The 17,359-nt window shown below is 63.7% G+C and carries 19 protein-coding genes; all 19 read left to right on the plus strand.

From position 1 onward, the window contains the following. Positions 1-92: 92 nt before the first annotated feature. The gene (locus AC3RCM_RS07945; protein ID WP_064491810.1) at positions 93-1,310 is read left to right on the plus strand and encodes a sensor histidine kinase; all 1,218 of its coding nucleotides are present in this window, start codon (positions 93-95) and stop codon (positions 1,308-1,310) included. Further along, entirely contained in the window at positions 1,310-2,665 is a 1,356-nt protein-coding gene (locus tag AC3RCM_RS07950) for a sigma-54-dependent transcriptional regulator (RefSeq protein WP_064491809.1), read from the plus strand. The genes AC3RCM_RS07945 and AC3RCM_RS07950 overlap by 1 nt, the downstream gene beginning before the upstream one ends. Before the next feature lie 264 nt (positions 2,666-2,929). After that, positions 2,930-3,262, plus strand: a complete 333-nt coding sequence (gene fliE, locus AC3RCM_RS07955) for a flagellar hook-basal body complex protein FliE (protein ID WP_003254438.1) — start codon at positions 2,930-2,932, stop codon at positions 3,260-3,262. 15 nt (positions 3,263-3,277) lie between these two features. Next, positions 3,278-5,056, plus strand: coding sequence for a flagellar basal-body MS-ring/collar protein FliF (gene fliF, locus AC3RCM_RS07960; protein ID WP_064491808.1), 1,779 nt, complete (start codon positions 3,278-3,280; stop codon positions 5,054-5,056). Further along, entirely contained in the window at positions 5,049-6,068 is a 1,020-nt protein-coding gene (fliG, locus tag AC3RCM_RS07965) for a flagellar motor switch protein FliG (RefSeq protein WP_003254434.1), read from the plus strand. Before fliF ends, fliG begins: the two co-directional genes overlap by 8 nt. Before the next feature lie 162 nt (positions 6,069-6,230). Beyond that, a complete protein-coding gene (gene fliH, locus AC3RCM_RS07970) occupies positions 6,231-7,022 on the plus strand; it encodes a flagellar assembly protein FliH (protein ID WP_064491807.1) in 792 nt (263 codons plus the stop codon). Beyond that, positions 7,012-8,367, plus strand: coding sequence for a flagellar protein export ATPase FliI (gene fliI / locus AC3RCM_RS07975; protein WP_010955088.1), 1,356 nt, complete (start codon positions 7,012-7,014; stop codon positions 8,365-8,367). Before fliH ends, fliI begins: the two co-directional genes overlap by 11 nt. A 6-nt stretch (positions 8,368-8,373) precedes the next feature. Continuing rightward, on the plus strand, positions 8,374-8,826 hold the full coding sequence (gene fliJ / locus AC3RCM_RS07980) for a flagellar export protein FliJ (RefSeq protein WP_020192694.1): 453 nt from the start codon (positions 8,374-8,376) through the stop codon (positions 8,824-8,826). Between the two features lie 309 nt (positions 8,827-9,135). Then, positions 9,136-9,441, plus strand: a complete 306-nt coding sequence (locus AC3RCM_RS07985; RefSeq protein WP_003254426.1) for an STAS domain-containing protein — start codon at positions 9,136-9,138, stop codon at positions 9,439-9,441. Positions 9,442-9,449: 8 nt separating this feature from the next. Continuing rightward, complete coding sequence (locus AC3RCM_RS07990; protein ID WP_198747917.1) at positions 9,450-11,141, plus strand: fused response regulator/phosphatase; 1,692 nt, start codon at positions 9,450-9,452, stop codon at positions 11,139-11,141. 48 nt (positions 11,142-11,189) lie between these two features. Continuing rightward, complete coding sequence (locus AC3RCM_RS07995) at positions 11,190-11,537, plus strand: Hpt domain-containing protein (RefSeq protein ID WP_004577674.1); 348 nt, start codon at positions 11,190-11,192, stop codon at positions 11,535-11,537. A 71-nt stretch (positions 11,538-11,608) separates the two neighbouring features. After that, entirely contained in the window at positions 11,609-12,874 is a 1,266-nt protein-coding gene (locus AC3RCM_RS08000; RefSeq protein WP_104886516.1) for a flagellar hook-length control protein FliK, read from the plus strand. A gap of 218 nt (positions 12,875-13,092) precedes the next feature. Then, positions 13,093-13,590 (plus strand): flagellar basal body-associated protein FliL, encoded by a 498-nt coding sequence (gene fliL, locus AC3RCM_RS08005; protein ID WP_064491804.1) that lies wholly within the window; start codon positions 13,093-13,095, stop codon positions 13,588-13,590. 9 nt (positions 13,591-13,599) lie between these two features. Continuing rightward, the gene (gene fliM, locus AC3RCM_RS08010) at positions 13,600-14,568 is read left to right on the plus strand and encodes a flagellar motor switch protein FliM (RefSeq protein ID WP_003254418.1); all 969 of its coding nucleotides are present in this window, start codon (positions 13,600-13,602) and stop codon (positions 14,566-14,568) included. Positions 14,569-14,615: 47 nt separating this feature from the next. Beyond that, entirely contained in the window at positions 14,616-15,080 is a 465-nt protein-coding gene (fliN, locus tag AC3RCM_RS08015) for a flagellar motor switch protein FliN (protein ID WP_003254417.1), read from the plus strand. 12 nt (positions 15,081-15,092) lie between these two features. Next, positions 15,093-15,527, plus strand: a complete 435-nt coding sequence (gene fliO / locus AC3RCM_RS08020; protein WP_050545952.1) for a flagellar biosynthetic protein FliO — start codon at positions 15,093-15,095, stop codon at positions 15,525-15,527. Continuing rightward, positions 15,527-16,282 (plus strand): flagellar type III secretion system pore protein FliP, encoded by a 756-nt coding sequence (gene fliP, locus AC3RCM_RS08025; RefSeq protein ID WP_003254415.1) that lies wholly within the window; start codon positions 15,527-15,529, stop codon positions 16,280-16,282. Before fliO ends, fliP begins: the two co-directional genes overlap by 1 nt. 21 nt (positions 16,283-16,303) lie before the next feature. Further along, the gene (fliQ, locus tag AC3RCM_RS08030) at positions 16,304-16,573 is read left to right on the plus strand and encodes a flagellar biosynthesis protein FliQ (RefSeq protein WP_014590156.1); all 270 of its coding nucleotides are present in this window, start codon (positions 16,304-16,306) and stop codon (positions 16,571-16,573) included. A 7-nt stretch (positions 16,574-16,580) separates the two neighbouring features. Continuing rightward, positions 16,581-17,357, plus strand: coding sequence for a flagellar biosynthetic protein FliR (gene fliR, locus AC3RCM_RS08035; RefSeq protein WP_104886513.1), 777 nt, complete (start codon positions 16,581-16,583; stop codon positions 17,355-17,357). Positions 17,358-17,359: the final 2 nt, after the last annotated feature.

Raw genomic sequence — 17,359 nt, forward strand, 5'->3', positions numbered from 1 at the left:
AGGCCGGCACAAATCCCTATCTCCGGCACGGCTATTGCTACACCGCTGGCAACACACCGTTTTTATGACGGTCAGCCACGCGAGAGAGCACGATGCCCCAGGCCGCCCACGTATCCCGAGCCCCCGATCAGCAGGGGCAAACCCCGGTCGCGCAGGACAGCGGCCAGGGTATCGCGCAAGCCTTCGCCCTGTTCAATCAGGTGTCCAGCCAGCTGAGCCAGTCCTACAGCCTGCTTGAAGCCCGGGTCAGTGAGCTCAAAGGTGAGCTGGCCGTGGTCAGCGCCCAGCGCATCGACGAACTGAGTGAAAAGGAACGCCTGGCCAACCGCCTGCAGAACCTGCTGGACTTGCTACCCGGCGGGGTGATCGTGATCGACGGCCAGGGCCTGGTGCGCGAAGCCAACCCGGCCGCCTGCGAGTTGCTCGGTGAGCCTCTGATCGGCCAATTGTGGCGCCAGGTGATCGCCCGTAGCTTTGCCCCGCGCAAGGACGACGGCCACGAAGTCTCGCTGCGCGACGGTCGCCGCCTGTCGATCGCCACCCGCTCGCTGGATGCCGAGCCTGGCCAATTGGTGCTGCTCAACGACCTGACTGAAACCCGTCGCCTCCAGGACCAGCTGGCTCGCCACGAGCGCCTGTCGTCGTTGGGGCGCATGGTTGCCTCGCTGGCCCACCAGATCCGCACGCCGCTGTCCGCAGCCATGCTGTATGCCAGCCACCTGGCCGATAGCGAGCAAGCGCTGAGCGCGGAAACCCGCCTGCGTTTCGCCGCGACCTTGAAGGAACGCCTGCACGAGCTGGAACACCAGGTGCGCGACATGCTGGTGTTTGCCCGTGGCGAGTTGCCGCTGGGGGATCGGGTGACCCCGAAAGCGCTGTTCCAGGCCCTGCAGCAGGCGGCCCAGGCGCATGTGCAGGGGCACGCCGTGCGCTGGCAGTGCGACAGTCATCTGGGTGAGCTGCTGTGCAACCGCGACACCCTGGTCGGCGCCTTGCTCAACCTGATTGAAAATGCCCTGCAGGCCAGCGATGGCCCGGCGCGGCTGAAGGTGCACCTGTACCGCCGCGAACGTAGCTTGCACCTGTGCGTCAGCGATGCCGGCAGCGGCATCGATGCAGGCTTGCTCGGCCGTTTGGGTGAGCCGTTCCTTACCACCAAGGCCACCGGTACCGGCCTGGGCCTGGCCGTGGTCAAGGCGGTGGTGCGTGCGCATCAGGGCACGATCAACCTGCGCTCGAAAGTCGGCCGTGGTACCTGCGTGCGGGTAGAGCTGCCGTTGATCGACGGGCAATTGGCGGAGGGGGTGTAATGGCAATCAAGGTGCTGCTGGTCGAGGATGACCGCGTATTGCGCCAGGCGCTGGGCGATACCCTGGAAATCGGCGGTTTCGCCTATCAGGCAGTGGGCAGTGCCGAAGAAGCGCTGGAGGCCGTACTCGAAGACGCGTTCAGCCTGGTGGTCAGTGACGTCAACATGCCCGGTATGGATGGGCACCAGTTGCTGAGCCAGCTGCGCCGCCAGCAGCCACAGTTGCCGGTGTTGTTGATGACGGCGCATGCCGCCGTCGAGCGTGCGGTCGAGGCCATGCGCCAAGGCGCCGCCGACTACCTGGTCAAACCGTTCGAGCCCAAGGCGCTGCTCAACCTCGTGGAGCGGCATGCCGCCGGACGTGTGACCGGCGAAGAAGGGCCGGTGGCCTGCGAGCCGGCCAGCCGCCAATTGCTGGAGCTGGCGGCCCGTGTGGCGCGCAGTGACTCGACCGTGCTGATTTCCGGCGAGTCCGGTACTGGCAAGGAAGTGCTGGCGCGCTACATTCACCAGCAGTCCCCGCGTGCGGCGCAGCCCTTCGTGGCGATCAACTGCGCGGCGATCCCCGACAACATGCTCGAGGCCACCCTCTTTGGCCACGAGAAGGGTGCCTTCACCGGTGCTATCGCGGCTCAGGCGGGCAAGTTCGAGCAGGCCGAAGGCGGCACCCTGCTGCTCGACGAAATCTCGGAAATGCCCATGGCCTTGCAAGCCAAGCTGCTGCGTGTGCTGCAGGAGCGCGAGGTGGAGCGGGTAGGCGGGCGCAAGCCGATCAGCCTGGACATTCGGGTGCTGGCCACCACCAACCGCGACCTGGCCGGCGAAGTGGCGGCCGGGCGCTTCCGCGAAGACCTGTACTACCGCCTGTCGGTGTTCCCGCTGGCCTGGCGCCCGCTGCGTGAGCGGCCGGGCGATATCCTGCAGTTGGCCGAGCGCCTGCTGGCGCGCCATGTGGCCAAGATGAAGCATGCCCCGGTGCGCCTCTCGCCAGCGGCTCGGGCCTGCCTGCAGGCATATGCCTGGCCGGGCAACGTGCGCGAACTGGACAACGCCCTGCAGCGGGCGTTGATTCTGCAGCAGGGTGGCGTGATCGAGGCGGCGGATTTTTGTCTGGCAGGCGCCATTCCATTGTCGGCTGGCACCGAGCCATCTCTCGAGGTGGTTGCTGATGCCGGCGGCCTGGGGGATGACATGCGTCGTCACGAGTACCAGATGATCATCGACACCCTGCGCGCCGAGCGCGGCCGCCGCAAAGAGGCGGCCGAACGCCTGGGGATCAGTCCGCGGACGTTGCGCTACAAGCTGGCACAGATGCGCGATGCCGGGTTTGACGTCGAGGCCAGCCTGTTCGGCTGACTGGCAAATCATCTGCAACTGGCGCGGACCTCTGTGGGAACGGCCTTGTGTCGCGAATGGGGCGCGAAGCGGTCCCAGGTCTTCAGCTCCGCCGCAAAGATCGCCGGGGCCGCTCTGCGGCCCTATCGCGACGCAAGGCCGCTCCCACAGGAATTGTGTGATCTCTGGGCAAATGAGTTGCGAAGGCTGGCACCTTTGTTGCTTTAGGTAGGTCATTCGCCGCATGAGTGTCAAAAAAATGCGGCCGCAGGAGAGAGAAGGGTCATGAGCCAAGGTGTTGAATTCAATCGTCTGATGTTGGACATGCGGGCCATGCAGGCCGATGCCATGTCGCTGCCCAAGGTAACTGCCGCCCCCGAGCTGGCGCCAGGGCAAAGCACCTTCGCCGACATGCTCGGCCAGGCCATCGGCAAGGTGCATGAGACGCAGCAGGCCTCGACCCAACTGGCCAACGCGTTCGAAATCGGCAAAAGCGGCGTCGACCTGACTGACGTGATGATCGCTTCGCAAAAGGCCAGCGTGTCGATGCAAGCCATGACCCAGGTACGCAACAAGCTGGTCCAGGCGTACCAGGACATCATGCAGATGCCGGTTTGAGGACGGATGTAACCCATGGCTGAAGCAGTCGTCGAAAACGCCCCCGCCAAAGCTGGCTCGCCAGCGGCCAAGCCGCCGCTGTTTGGCATGGCGTTTCTGGAAAACATCTCGCAGATGCCCATGCTGCGCCAGATCGGCCTCATGGTCGGCCTGGCGGCCAGCGTGGCCATCGGCTTTGCCGTGGTGCTGTGGTCGCAACAACCCGATTACCGTCCGTTGTACGGCAGCCTGTCGGGCATGGACACCAAGCAGGTCATGGACACCCTGGCCGCTGCTGACATCCCCTATAACGTGGAGCCCAACTCGGGGGCCCTGCTGGTCAAGGCCGACGACCTCTCCCGTGCGCGCCTGAAACTGGCAGCCGCCGGCGTGGCGCCGAGCGATGGCAATGTCGGCTTCGAGCTGCTCGACAAGGAGCAGGGCCTGGGCACCAGCCAGTTCATGGAAGCCACCCGCTACCGCCGCAGCCTGGAAGGCGAACTGGCCCGTACCGTTTCCAGCCTCAACAACGTCAAGGCCGCGCGCGTGCACCTGGCCATCCCGAAAAGTTCGGTGTTCGTGCGTGATGAACGCAAGCCCAGCGCCTCGGTACTGGTCGAGCTGTACCCAGGCCGTGCACTGGAAGCCGGGCAGGTGATGGCCATCGTCAACCTGGTCGCCACCAGCGTGCCGGAACTGGACAAATCCCAGGTCACCGTCGTCGACCAGAAAGGCAACCTGCTGTCCGAGCAGATTCAGGATTCCGCGCTGACCCAGGCCGGCAAGCAGTTCGACTACAGCCGCCGGGTGGAAAGCATGCTCACCCAGCGTGTGCACAACATTCTGCAGCCGGTGTTGGGCAACGATCGCTACAAGGCCGAAGTGTCCGCCGACCTCGACTTCAGCGCGGTCGAGTCCACCTCCGAACAGTTCAACCCCGACCAGCCGGCGTTGCGCAGCGAGCAGTCGGTTGACGAACAACGTGCCAGCAGCCAAGGCCCTCAAGGCGTGCCTGGCGCGCTGAGCAACCAGCCGCCAGGCGCCGCTTCGGCACCGCAGACCACCGGTGGCGCGGCTACCCCGGCTGCCGCCATTCAGCCTGGCCAACCGCTGGTGGATGCCAACGGCCAGCAGATCATGGACCCGGCCACCGGTCAGCCGATGCTCGCGCCGTACCCGTCAGACAAACGTCAGCAGAGCACCAAGAACTTTGAGCTGGACCGTTCCATCAGCCACACTCGCCAGCAGCAGGGGCGCATGACCCGCCTGTCGGTAGCGGTGGTGGTGGACGACCAGGTCAAGATCGACCCGGCCACTGGCGATACCACGCGTGCGCCATGGGGCGCCGAGGACCTGGCGCGCTTTACCCGCCTGGTGCAGGACGCAGTTGGCTTCGATGCCAGTCGTGGCGACAGCGTGACGGTGATCAACGTGCCGTTCGCCGCCGACCGTGGCGAGGAAATCGCCGACATCGCCTTCTACCAGCAGCCGTGGTTCTGGGATATCGTCAAGCAGGTGCTGGGCGTGGTGTTCATCCTGGTGCTGGTGTTCGGCGTGCTGCGGCCAGTGCTGAACAACATTACCGGGGGCGGCAAGCAGGCTGCCCCGGACAGTGACATGGAGCTGGGCGGCATGATGGGTCTGGATGGCGAACTGGCCAACGACCGCGTCAGCCTGGGTGGCCCGACAAGCATTCTGCTGCCTAGCCCGAGCGAGGGTTACGAGGCACAGCTCAACGCAATCAAAGGCCTGGTGGCCGAAGACCCGGGCCGTGTGGCTCAGGTCGTGAAAGACTGGATCAACGCCGATGAGTGATAACCGAGCCGTTACCGCCAAGCTGAGCCGCGTCGACAAGGCGGCGATCCTCCTGCTCTCGCTGGGCGAGACCGATGCGGCCCAGGTGCTGCGGCACATGGGCCCGAAGGAAGTGCAGCGGGTGGGTGTGGCCATGGCGCAGATGGGCAATGTGCACCGTGACCAGGTCGAGCAGGTGATGAGCGAGTTCGTCGACATCGTCGGCGACCAGACCAGCCTGGGCGTCGGTTCTGATGCGTACATCCGCAAGATGCTCAACCAAGCCCTGGGCGAGGACAAGGCCAACGGCCTGGTCGACCGCATCCTGCTCGGCGGCAATACCAGCGGCCTGGACAGCCTCAAGTGGATGGAGCCGCGTGCCGTGGCCGACGTGATCCGCTACGAGCACCCGCAGATCCAGGCCATCGTGGTCGCCTACCTCGACCCGGACCAGGCCGGTGAAGTGCTGAGCAACTTCGACCACAAGGTGCGCCTGGACATCGTCCTGCGCGTGTCATCGCTGAACACCGTGCAACCCGCGGCGCTGAAGGAGCTGAACCAGATCCTCGAGAAGCAGTTCTCGGGCAACTCCAACGCCGCGCGCACCACCCTGGGTGGTATCAAGCGTGCTGCCGACATCATGAACTTCCTCGACAGCTCGGTGGAAGGCGCACTGATGGACGCGATCCGCGAAATCGACAGCGACCTGTCGGAGCAGATCGAAGACCTGATGTTCGTCTTCAACAACCTGGCCGACGTCGACGACCGGGGCATCCAGGCGCTGTTGCGCGAAGTGTCCTCCGACGTGTTGGTGGTGTCGCTCAAGGGTGCCGACGAGCGGGTCAAGGACAAGATCTTCAAGAACATGTCCAAACGTGCTTCGGAACTGCTGCGTGACGATCTGGAGGCCAAAGGGCCGGTACGGGTCAGCGACGTGGAAACCGCGCAGAAAGAAATCCTCACCATTGCCCGGCGCATGGCCGAGGCCGGCGAGATCGTGCTCGGCGGCAAGGGCGCCGAGGAAATGATCTAAGGTATTCGCGATCCCATAGCCGACGCCGCCTTTTGTAGGAGCGGGTTTACCCGCGAAGGCGTCGGTCCTGGCAATCGAGGTTGTCGCTGCCGACGCATTCGCGGGTGAACCCGCTCCTACAAGGGACCGTGTCGGCCGAACATGGTTTGAGAACATGACAGCATGCCCACCAAAGAACACCACCCCAGCGACCTGATCCGTGCCCGCGACCTCGAGGGCGTGGATGTGTGGACGCTGCCAAGCTTCGACCCGGAACCGGAGCCCGAACCGGAGCCTGAGCCTGAGCCCGAGGTCATCGAGGAAGTCGAGGAAGTGCCGCTGGAAGAAGTCCAGCCGTTGACCCTGGAAGAGCTCGAAGCCATCCGTCAGGAGGCTTACAACGAGGGCTTCGCAACCGGTGAGCGCGAGGGCTTCCACAGCACCCAGCTCAAGGTTCGCCAGGAGGCCGAAGAGGCCCTGAAAACCAAACTCGACAGCCTCGAGCGGCTGATGGCCAACCTGATGGAGCCGATTGCCGAGCAGGACACGCAGATCGAGAAAAGCCTGGTGCACCTTATCGCGCACATGAGCCGCCAGGTGATCGGCCGCGAGCTGCGCAACGATTCCAGCCAGATCACCCAAGTGCTGCGCGAAGCGCTCAAGCTGCTGCCCATGGGTGCGGACAATATCCGCATCCACCTCAACCCGCAGGATTTCGAGCTGGCCAAGGCCCTGCGCGAACGCCATGAGGAGAACTGGCGGCTGCTGGAAGACAGCGCGCTGCTGCCGGGTGGTTGCCGCATCGAGACGGCCCACAGCCGTATCGATGCCACCATGGAAACGCGTATCGAAAAAGCGGTGGCGCAGCTGTTCGACCAGTTGCACGATCATTCCCTGCACCCGGCGGCGCCAGACATGTCGATAGACCTGGACGCGCCGGTCGAGCGTACCGTGGACAGCCCAGATGCGCCTTGAACGCACCAGCTTCGGCAAGCGCCTGGGCACTTACGCTGAGGCCATCGAGCTGCCGGCCCAGCCCATCGTCGAAGGCCGCTTGCTGCGTATGGTCGGCCTCACCCTGGAAGCCGAAGGCCTGCGCGCTGCAGTGGGCAGCCGCTGCTTGGTGATCAACGATGACAGTTATCACCCGGTGCAGGTCGAGGCGGAAGTCATGGGCTTTGCCGGGCCCAAGGTGTTTCTGATGCCGGTGGGCAGCATCGTCGGGATTGCCCCAGGGGCCCGGGTCGTCCCGCTGGATGACGGCGGCCGTCTGCCCATGGGCATGAGCATGCTGGGCCGGGTGCTCGACGGCGCCGGCCGTGCGCTGGATGGCAAGGGCGGGATGAAGGCCGAGGACTGGGTGCCGATGGACGGCCCGGTGATCAACCCGCTCAACCGCGACCCTATCAGCAAGCCGTTGGATGTGGGCATTCGCAGTATCAACGGCCTGCTTACCGTCGGCCGTGGCCAGCGGTTAGGCCTGTTCGCCGGTACCGGTGTGGGTAAATCGGTATTGCTGGGCATGATGACCCGTTTCACCGAAGCCGAAATCATCGTGGTCGGCCTGATCGGGGAGCGGGGGCGCGAGGTGAAGGAATTCATCGAGCACATCCTTGGTGAAGAGGGCCTCAAGCGCTCGGTGGTGGTGGCTTCGCCGGCCGACGATGCGCCGCTGATGCGCCTGCGCGCCGCCATGTATTGCACACGCATTGCCGAGTACTTCCGCGACAAAGGCAAGAATGTGCTGTTGCTGATGGACTCGTTGACCCGTTTCGCCCAGGCCCAGCGGGAAATTGCCCTGGCCATCGGCGAGCCGCCAGCCACCCGGGGTTACCCGCCCTCGGTGTTCGCCAAGCTGCCCAAGCTGGTGGAGCGGGCAGGCAATGGCGAACCAGGCGGTGGTTCGATCACTGCGTTCTATACCGTGCTGTCTGAAGGCGACGATCAGCAAGACCCGATCGCCGACTCGGCGCGGGGCGTGCTTGACGGCCACTTTGTGTTGTCGCGTCGGCTGGCTGAGGAAGGCCATTACCCGGCCATCGACATCGAAGCGTCGATCAGCCGGGTCATGCCCCAAGTGGTCGATGCCGACCACTTGCGCCAGGCGCAGAAGTTCAAGCAACTGTGGTCGCGCCTGTCGCAAAGCCGCGACCTGATCAGCGTGGGTGCCTATGTAGCCGGCGGTGATCCGGAGACTGACCTGGCCATTGCCTTGCAATCGAAGCTGGTTGAGTTTCTGCGCCAGGGCCTGCGCGAGAACGTGGGCATGGCGCAGAGCCGCGAACAGCTGGGGGCGATTTTCACGCCCCCGGCAGGTTGATAAGCCATGGCGCTGCCCGGACGTGCCGCGCGCCTGGCGCCGGTGGTGGACATGGCCGAAGAGGCCGAGCGCAAGGCGGCTCAGCGCCTTGGCCATTTCCAGCAGCAGGTGGCCACGGCCCAGGCCAAGCTGGCCGAGCTGGAGCGCTTTCGCGAGGATTACCAGCTGCAGTGGATCAACCGCGGCGGGCAAGGGGTCAATGGCAGCTGGCTGGTCAATTACCAGCGCTTTCTGGGGCAGCTGGAAACGGCCATGACCCAGCAGCGCCAGAGCCTGGTCTGGCACCAGAACAACCTCAACAACGCCCGTGGTACCTGGCAGCAGGCCTATGCCCGGGTGGAAGGTTTGCGCAAGCTGGTACAGCGCTACCAGGACGAGGCCCGGCGCGCTGAAGACAAGCGCGAGCAGCGCTTGCTGGATGAGCTGTCGCAGCGCCTGCCGCGGCAAAACCAGCTATAGGTGTTCGCCGCAGGCCTTGCAGCGGAATAATTGGCCCGAATCAAATGAGAGGTCTTGCCCGCGAATGCGGTGGCGGCTGCGACGGTGTATGACCGGGTATGTTGGCTGGCAGGTCCGGCCTATTCGCGGGTGAACCCGCTCCTACCACGGTATTGGGCGACACCACCGATTGATTGTAGGAGCGGGTTCACCCGCGAAGAGGCCGGCACAGGCCATCAACGCCATGAGCCTGCATCCGCTTGCCTCCCCCACCATCGCCTGCTAAACCTTAAAGCAGTTGCATCCGCCATCATCGAAGGAATCGCTAGCATGGCAGTCGAGACTGATTTTTCGCAGGACGGGAAAAAGCTGACCATCAAGATCAAGGGGCGCTTCGATTTCGGCAAGCATCAGGAGTTTCGCGACGCCTACGAACGCCAGCCCAGGCGGCCGGATTCGGTGGTCGTCGACCTGAAGGACACCACCTACCTCGACAGCTCCGCGCTTGGCATGCTGCTGTTGCTGCGCGACCACGCGGGCGGCGACGAGTCGGATGTGCGGGTAGTGCATGCCAGCTCCGACGTGCGCAAGATTCTCGCTATTTCCAATTTCGAAAAACTCTTCGATATCAGTTGAGCGCCGACATGCCGGCCGAACTGGCGTTAACCGTGCTGGTCGCCGAAGACAGTGCTGTCGATCGCCTTCTGCTTGCGCAGATCGTGCGCCGCCAGGGGCATCAGGTATTCACCGCTGAAAACGGCGAGCAGGCGGTAGCGCTGTACCTCGAGCGGCGCCCGCAACTGGTGCTGCTGGACGCCCTGATGCCGGTCATGGATGGCTTCGAGGCGGCGCGGCAGATCAAGGCATTGGCTGGCGAAGCGCTGGTGCCGATCATTTTTCTGACGTCGCTGAATGAAGAAGAGGGGCTGGTGCGTTGCCTGGAGGCGGGGGGCGATGATTTCATGGCCAAGCCCTACAGCGCGGTGATCCTGGCTGCCAAGATTCGCGCCATGGACCGCCTGCGTCGCTTGCAGGCAACGGTACTGGAACAGCGTGACCAGATCACCCGGCATCACCATCACCTGCTTAATGAGCAGCGGGTCGCCAAGGCGGTGTTCGACAAGGTGGCCCACTCTGGTTGCCTTTCTGCGCCCAACATTCGCTACCTGCAATCGCCTTACGCGCTGTTCAATGGCGACCTGATGCTGGCGGCATTTACCCCGGCCGGCGACATGCGTGTGCTGCTTGGCGATTTCACCGGTCACGGCCTGCCGGCGGCGGTCGGCGCCATGCCGATGGCTGAGGTGTTCTACGGCATGACCGCCAAGGGCTACGGCATGGCGCAGATCCTGCGCGAGATGAATGCCAAGCTCAAGCGCATCCTGCCGGTGGATATGTTCTGCTGTGCGCTGCTGCTCAACCTCAGCATGCAGCGCGGCTCGGTGGAGGTGTGGAATGGCGGTATGCCTGATGGCTATCGCCTGTCGGTGGATGGCCAAGTGCTGTCGGCACTGAGTTCGCGGCACCTGCCGCTGGGCATTCTGGCCGCTGAGCGTTTCGATGACAGCACGGAGGTGTTGCCGCTGGCACCGGGCGAGCGCCTGTTGCTGCTGTCAGACGGTGTGATCGATACCGCCGACGACCAGGAATGCCTGTTTGGCGTACAGCGCCTGCGCGCGGTGCTGGCCGACAACCGCGACCCGGTGAAGTTGTTCGATGAGCTGATGCTGGCCCTGGAGCGTTTTGGTGGGCAGCCACGCGATGACATCAGCTTGTGCGATATTCGCATGTTCACTGCCGAGGAGCGGGTGGCGGCCCCGATGATCTACTCTGATAGTGGCCGCTCCAGCCCGCTGGACTGGTCGCTGAGCTTCGAGGTGCGTGGCGAAAGCCTGAAACGCTTCAACCCTGTGCCGTACCTGGTGCAGTTGTTGCAGGAAATTCATGGCCTGCGCGCACGTACCGGCAACCTGCACAGTGTGCTTAGCGAGTTGTATTCCAATGCGCTGGAGCATGGTGTGCTGGGCCTGGACTCGCAGCTCAAACGCGATGTGCAAGGCTTTACCGACTATTACCAGGAGCGTGCCCGGCGCCTGGGCTCGCTGACCGAAGGCTTTGTAAGCATCGATTTCAAGGTTGAACCGCATGGCGGCGGTGGGCGTCTGATGATCGAAGTGCGCGACAGCGGTGCCGGCTTCGACGTGCAGCGCGTGCTTGCGCGGCCTTCGCCGGACCAGGGGCTGAGCGGCCGCGGTCTGAATCTGGTGCGGCAGTTGGCCAGTGACGCTCGCTGGAGTGAGGGCGGGCGTTGCGCGCATGTGGAGTTCGTATGGTGAGCCACGGGTTGGCTCGGGCATAATCTGGCTTGATCAAGGAGTGAACAAGTGACTGACATGCATATTGACCACAAGGTACTCAGTGACCTGCGTGAGGTCATGGAAGATGGCTACCTGCAGTTGGTGCAGACTTTTCTGGACGACTCGGAGCGGCGTCTTGGGCAGTTGCACGCGGCCAAAAGCGCCGAGGAGCTTGGCGCAGCAGCCCACAGTTTCAAGGGCAGCAGCAGCAATATGGGCGCGGTGGCCTTGGCCAGCCTGTGTCAGCAGCTCGAAGAGCGCGCGCGGCGGCCCCCGTTGTACGGTATTGAAGACTTGATCAGCCGCATCGACATGGAATTCGTCGTAGTGCAGCACTTTTACCGTGGTGAGCAGCAACGTATTTCCGCAGGCTGATACGCGAGTTGGCGCGAGTCTTGCCTGTCTCTGCCTGAATGATTTTTTGTTTCTGGCGCGGAGACCGCTCGATGCCTGTCGCACCCAACCCTTTGCTGCAAGCCAGTGCCATTGCCAAAACCTCGCGTTCGGCCACCGTGCAGGCGGACAAACCGCTGCAGGCGCTGGGTGACAAGGGCGATGCCTTTGGCCAGGTGATGGCCAGGCAGGGCCGCGACAAGGTTGCCGGGCAGGACGACAAGGTCGCTCAGGCCAAGCCCAAGGACAAACCTGATGCGGCAGCTGGCGGCAAGAAAGACCCGGCTGGCAAAGCTGCAGTTGCCGATGACGGCAACAAGTTGCCAGAAGAGGATTCGGCCCAGGCCGAGACGGGTGTGCGTGATGCCAGCCTGGTGGCCGGTCAGGTCACTGATGCCCAGCCTGGCGCACAGCTGATCCAGGCGCAGGCCGAGGCAGTGGCGCCCGTGCTGCAGGCGGCCACGGCGCAAACCCAGGCTGCCGCGGCACTGCCTGAAGAGCCGTCCGCCGAGGAGGCCTTCGATCCAGATGCTGACCCCCTGGCCAACCTGCCGACCCTGCGCCTGGCGCTGGAGCACAGTGCCCAGGCCAAGGGGGGCACCTCGGCACATGCCCTTGATGCTGCCCAGGCTCAGGGCGAGGAAGGGCAGGCAGCCGTCAATACCTTGGCGAATCTGGTCGAGAATACCGATGGCGAAAGCGCCGAATCCGGTGGCAAGGCCTTTGGCGCCTTGCTTGAAGACGGCCTGAAAGACACCAAGAGCGCCAGCGGCGACACCCGCATCGATGATTTTGCCAACCGCCTGGCCAGCCTGACCCAGGCGGCCACGGCCAAGACCGCCAACGCCGTGCCGGCCACTGCGAACCCGCTGCATCAGCCATTGCCGATGAACCAGAACGCTTGGGCCGAGGGCCTGGTCAACCGGGTCATGTACCTGTCCAGCCAGAACCTCAAGTCGGCTGATATCCAGCTGGAGCCGGCAGAACTCGGTCGCCTCGACATTCGCGTCAATGTTGCGGCGGACCAGGCCACCCAAGTCACCTTCATCAGCGGCCACGCCGGCGTACGTGACGCCCTCGACAGCCAGGTGCACCGCCTGCGCGAACTGTTTGCCCAGCAGGGGTTGGCGCAGCCGGATGTCAACGTGGCTGACCAGTCGCGCGGGCAGCAACAACAGCAGGGGCAGGCCCAGGGCAGCAACCTTTCCGGGGTGGCGGCGCGCCGGGCCGAGCAGGGTGGGGCCGAAGCGGTCGATAGCGCCCGGCCTTTGGAGCAACAGGTGGTTGTCGGCGACAGTGCGGTCGATTACTACGCCTGATAACTGTTGGCCTGTGCTGGCTTCTTCGCGGGCGAGCCCGCTCCCACAGGAATTTCGTTGCTTTCGAACCCTGTGCAGTACCTGTGGGAGCGGGCGTGCCCGCGAAGAAGCCAGCACCGCAAAACCTGCTGGAATCCATCCCCTGCAAAATCTGGCATAACACTTGCTCAAGCCAAGCCATTCTCCTTTGAACCCCCGATGGACGACGGATTATTGGCATGGCGAAGAGCGAAGCAGTCAAAGACCCCGCCACTAAAGGCAAACTCAAGCTGATCCTGCTGGCTGTCGTCGGCCTGTTGCTGGCGATCGGCCTTTCGGTGGGCGCTACCTGGTTCATCATGCACAAGAGCGAGCCGGCTCCGGCCGCCGAGGCCACTGCCAGCAACGTCAAGCCAGCGGCGATATACGAGGCGCTGACCCCCGCCTTCGTGGTCAACTTCAACCAGAACGGCCGCCAGCGCTACATGCAGCTGAGCATCACCCTGCAGGCGCGTAACCAGGCCGACCTGGATGCCCTCAAGGTGCACATGCCGGTGATCCGCAACAACCTGGTGATGATGTTCTCCGGGCAAGGGTTCGACACCCTCGCCAGCAGCCCGGTAGGGCAGGAGATGCTGCGCCAGAAGGCCACCGCGGTGGTCCAGGAAGTGGCGCAGAAGGAAGTCGGCAAGCCGGTCATCGACCAGTTGCTGTTCACCAATTTCGTATTGCAGTAGGAGTCCGCAATGGCCGTACAGGACCTGCTGTCCCAGGATGAAATCGATGCCCTGTTGCACGGTGTCGACGACGGGCTGGTGCAGACCGAGAGTGCATCCGAGCCTGGCAGTATCAAAAGCTACGACCTGACCAGTCAGGACCGTATCGTGCGGGGTCGCATGCCGACCCTGGAAATGATCAACGAGCGCTTCGCCCGCTATACCCGTATCAGCATGTTCAACCTGCTGCGCCGCTCCGCAGACGTGGCCGTGGGTGGCGTGCAGGTAATGAAGTTCGGCGAATACGTGCACTCGCTGTACGTGCCCACCAGCCTCAACCTGGTCAAGATCAAGCCGCTGCGCGGCACTTCGCTGTTCATCCTCGACGCCAAGCTGGTGTTCAAGCTGGTGGACAACTTCTTTGGCGGCGATGGCCGCCACGCCAAGATCGAAGGGCGTGAGTTCACCCCGACCGAACTGCGTGTGGTGCGCATGGTGCTGGACCAGTGTTTCGTCGACCTGAAGGAAGCCTGGCAGGCGATCATGCCGGTCAGCTTCGAGTACATGAACTCCGAGGTCAACCCGGCCATGGCCAACATTGTCGGCCCCAGCGAAGCGGTGGTGGTGTCCACCTTCCACATCGAACTGGACGGTGGCGGCGGCGATCTGCACGTGACCATGCCGTACTCGATGATCGAGCCGGTGCGGGAAATGCTCGATGCCGGTTTCCAGTCGGACCTGGACGACCAGGACGAGCGCTGGGTCAAGGCCCTGCGCGAGGACGTGCTGGACGTGGCCGTGCCAATGACCGCCACGGTTGCCCGACGCCAGCTGAAGCTGCGCGACATCCTGCACATGCAGCCGGGTGACGTGATCCCGGTGGAGCTGCCCGAACACCTGGTGCTACGCGCTAACGGGGTGCCAGCGTTCAAGGCGCGGCTGGGCTCGCACAAGGGCAACCTGGCCCTGCAGATCATCGACCCGATCGAACGCCGCTGACGGTGTGCCGGTCGCTTACAACGAATTGAATGCCTGTCGAGGAAATCATGGCTAACGAAAACGAGATCACCTCCCCGGAGGACCAGGCACTGGCCGATGAGTGGGCCGCAGCGTTGGAAGAAACCGGTTCTGCCGGCCAGGCCGACATCGATGCGCTGCTGGGCGGGGACACCGGCAGCAGCGGCCCGGGCCGCCTGCCGATGGAAGAATTCGCCAGCTCGCCGAAGCCGAACGAAAATGTCAGCCTCGAAGGCCCGAACCTGGACGTGATCCTGGACATCCCGGTGAACATTTCCATGGAAGTGGGCAGCACCGAGATCAACATCCGCAACCTGCTGCAGCTCAACCAGGGCTCGGTGATCGAGCTCGACCGCCTGGCCGGCGAGCCGCTCGACGTGCTGGTCAACGGCACGCTGATCGCCCATGGCGAAGTGGTCGTGGTCAACGAAAAGTTCGGCATCCGCCTGACCGACGTGATCAGCCCCAGCGAACGTATCAAGAAGCTGCGCTGAGTGAAGGGCACGATGCGCGCCATCGCTGCGGCAGCGGTGCTGTTCGCCAGCCACGCCTGCCTGGCTGCGGCCACGCCAGCAGCCACCCCGGCGGCTCAACCTGGCAGTCTTGGCGGGCAGCTGGCGCAGATGGTCTTGGGCCTGCTGCTGGTGGTGGGCCTGATCTTCTTTCTGGCCTGGCTGCTGCGGCGCCTGCAGAGCACCGCAGTGAAGGGTGGGCAGGTGATCGAGATTGTCGGCAGCCGTGCCATCGGCCCGCGTGACCGCCTGCTGCTGGTGCAGGTGGGCAAGGAGCAGATCCTGATCGGCCATACCCCCGGCAGTATCGAGGCGCTGCACGTACTGGCCGAACCCGTGGAAGTGCCGGCAAGCGTCCGTCAGGCGACGCCGGAGTTTGCCCAGCGGCTGATGGAGCTGATGGGCAAGGACCCTAAGGACAACAAGTGATGAGCGGCGCGCTGCGTACGTTGTTGACTCTGGCGCTGCTGCTGGCTGCGCCGCTGGCCCTGGCCGCCGACCCGCTGTCGATCCCGGCCATCACCCTGTCCAACACCCCGGACGGGCAACAGGAATATTCGGTCAGTCTGCAAATCCTGCTGATCATGACCGCGCTGAGCTTCATCCCGGCGTTCGTCATCCTGATGACCAGTTTTACCCGCATCATCATCGTGTTCTCGATCCTGCGCCAGGCCCTGGGCCTGCAGCAGACGCCGTCCAACCAGTTGCTGACCGGCATGGCGCTGTTCCTGACCATGTTCATCATGGCGCCGGTGTTCGATCGGGTGAACCAGGACGCGCTGCAGCCTTACCTGAAGGAGCAGATGACTGCCCAGCAGGCGATCGACAAGGCCCAGGGGCCGCTCAAGGACTTCATGCTGGCGCAAACCCGGCAAAGCGACCTTGACCTGTTCATGCGCTTGTCCAAGCGTACCGACATCGCCGGCCCCGACCAGGTGCCGCTGACGATCCTGGTGCCGGCGTTCGTCACTTCCGAGTTGAAGACGGCGTTCCAGATCGGTTTCATGATCTTCATCCCGTTCCTGATCATCGACATGGTCGTGGCCAGTGTGCTGATGGCGATGGGTATGATGATGCTGTCGCCGCTGATCATCTCGCTACCTTTCAAGATCATGCTGTTCGTGCTGGTCGATGGTTGGGCGTTGATCATGGGCACCCTGGCCAGCAGTTTCGGCGGCGTCTGACGCCGTCAAGGAGAGCCGCCGATGACACCTGAAGTCGCTGTCGACCTGTTTCGTGATGCCCTGTGGCTGACCACCCTCATGGTCGCCGTGCTGGTGGTGCCGAGCCTGTTGGTGGGCCTGGTGGTGGCGATGTTCCAGGCTGCCACGCAGATCAACGAACAGACCTTGAGCTTTTTGCCGCGCCTGCTGGTGATGCTGATCACGCTGATCATCGCCGGGCCGTGGCTGGTGCAGAAGTTCATGGAGTACTTCACCACCCTTTACACCAACATCCCGCAGCTCATTGGTTGACGCGGCGATGCTGGAGCTGACCGACACGCAGATTGGCACCTGGGTCGCCACCTTCATCCTGCCGTTGTTCAGGGTGACTGCGGTGCTGATGACCATGCCAATCTTCGGTACCCGCATGTTGCCGGCGCGGATTCGCCTGTACGTGGGGGTGGCGGTGACCGTGGTGATCGTGCCGGCATTGCCGCCGCTGCCCGAGTTCGACCCGTTGAGCCTGCGCGGTATGCTGCTGTGCGCCGAGCAGATCATCGTTGGTGCGCTGTTTGGCCTGGCCTTGCAGTTGCTGTTTCAGGCTTTCGTGGTTGCCGGGCAAATCGTCGCGGTACAGATGGGTATGGCGTTCGCCTCGATGGTCGACCCCGCCAACGGGGTCAACGTCACGGTAATCAGCCAGTTCATGACCATGCTGGTGAGTGTGTTGTTCCTGTTGATGAACGGCCACCTGGTGGTGTTCGAGGTACTGACCGAAAGTTTTACCACCTTGCCGGTGGGGAGTGCGCTGGTGGTCAACCACTTCTGGGAGCTGGCCGGGCGCATGGGCTGGGTGTTCGGTGCCGGCCTGCTGTTGATTCTGCCGGTGATCGCTGCGCTGCTGGTGGTGAACATTGCCTTTGGCGTAATGACCCGCGCCGCGCCGCAGCTGAACATTTTCTCCATCGGCTTCCCGCTGACCTTGGTCATGGGCATGTTCATCTTCTGGGTCGGCCTGGCCGATGTCCTGTCCCACTATCAGGCATTGGCCAGCGAAACGCTGCAATGGCTGCGTGAGCTGGCGAGGGTGCGCTGAGC

It is taken from the genome of Pseudomonas sp. GW823-FHT05G12 (assembly GCF_058795575.1).

Excerpts from the sequence above, each read along its gene's own strand:
- fliI (WP_010955088.1), top strand. The coding sequence starts at position 7,012 with ATGCGCCTTGAACGCACCAGCTTCGGCAAGCGCCTGGGCACTTACGCT.
- fliE (WP_003254438.1), top strand. The coding sequence starts at position 2,930 with ATGAGCCAAGGTGTTGAATTCAATCGTCTGATGTTGGACATGCGGGCC.
- fliM (WP_003254418.1), top strand. The coding sequence starts at position 13,600 with ATGGCCGTACAGGACCTGCTGTCCCAGGATGAAATCGATGCCCTGTTG.
- fliG (WP_003254434.1), top strand. The coding sequence starts at position 5,049 with ATGAGTGATAACCGAGCCGTTACCGCCAAGCTGAGCCGCGTCGACAAG.
- AC3RCM_RS07950 (WP_064491809.1), top strand. The coding sequence starts at position 1,310 with ATGGCAATCAAGGTGCTGCTGGTCGAGGATGACCGCGTATTGCGCCAG.
- fliJ (WP_020192694.1), top strand. The coding sequence starts at position 8,374 with ATGGCGCTGCCCGGACGTGCCGCGCGCCTGGCGCCGGTGGTGGACATG.
- fliL (WP_064491804.1), top strand. The coding sequence starts at position 13,093 with ATGGCGAAGAGCGAAGCAGTCAAAGACCCCGCCACTAAAGGCAAACTC.
- fliR (WP_104886513.1), top strand. The coding sequence starts at position 16,581 with ATGCTGGAGCTGACCGACACGCAGATTGGCACCTGGGTCGCCACCTTC.
- fliP (WP_003254415.1), top strand. The coding sequence starts at position 15,527 with ATGAGCGGCGCGCTGCGTACGTTGTTGACTCTGGCGCTGCTGCTGGCT.
- AC3RCM_RS07945 (WP_064491810.1), top strand. The coding sequence starts at position 93 with ATGCCCCAGGCCGCCCACGTATCCCGAGCCCCCGATCAGCAGGGGCAA.
- fliO (WP_050545952.1), top strand. The coding sequence starts at position 15,093 with ATGCGCGCCATCGCTGCGGCAGCGGTGCTGTTCGCCAGCCACGCCTGC.
- fliN (WP_003254417.1), top strand. The coding sequence starts at position 14,616 with ATGGCTAACGAAAACGAGATCACCTCCCCGGAGGACCAGGCACTGGCC.
- fliF (WP_064491808.1), top strand. The coding sequence starts at position 3,278 with ATGGCTGAAGCAGTCGTCGAAAACGCCCCCGCCAAAGCTGGCTCGCCA.
- AC3RCM_RS07990 (WP_198747917.1), top strand. The coding sequence starts at position 9,450 with ATGCCGGCCGAACTGGCGTTAACCGTGCTGGTCGCCGAAGACAGTGCT.
- AC3RCM_RS07985 (WP_003254426.1), top strand. The coding sequence starts at position 9,136 with ATGGCAGTCGAGACTGATTTTTCGCAGGACGGGAAAAAGCTGACCATC.
- AC3RCM_RS08000 (WP_104886516.1), top strand. The coding sequence starts at position 11,609 with ATGCCTGTCGCACCCAACCCTTTGCTGCAAGCCAGTGCCATTGCCAAA.
- fliH (WP_064491807.1), top strand. The coding sequence starts at position 6,231 with ATGCCCACCAAAGAACACCACCCCAGCGACCTGATCCGTGCCCGCGAC.
- fliQ (WP_014590156.1), top strand. The coding sequence starts at position 16,304 with ATGACACCTGAAGTCGCTGTCGACCTGTTTCGTGATGCCCTGTGGCTG.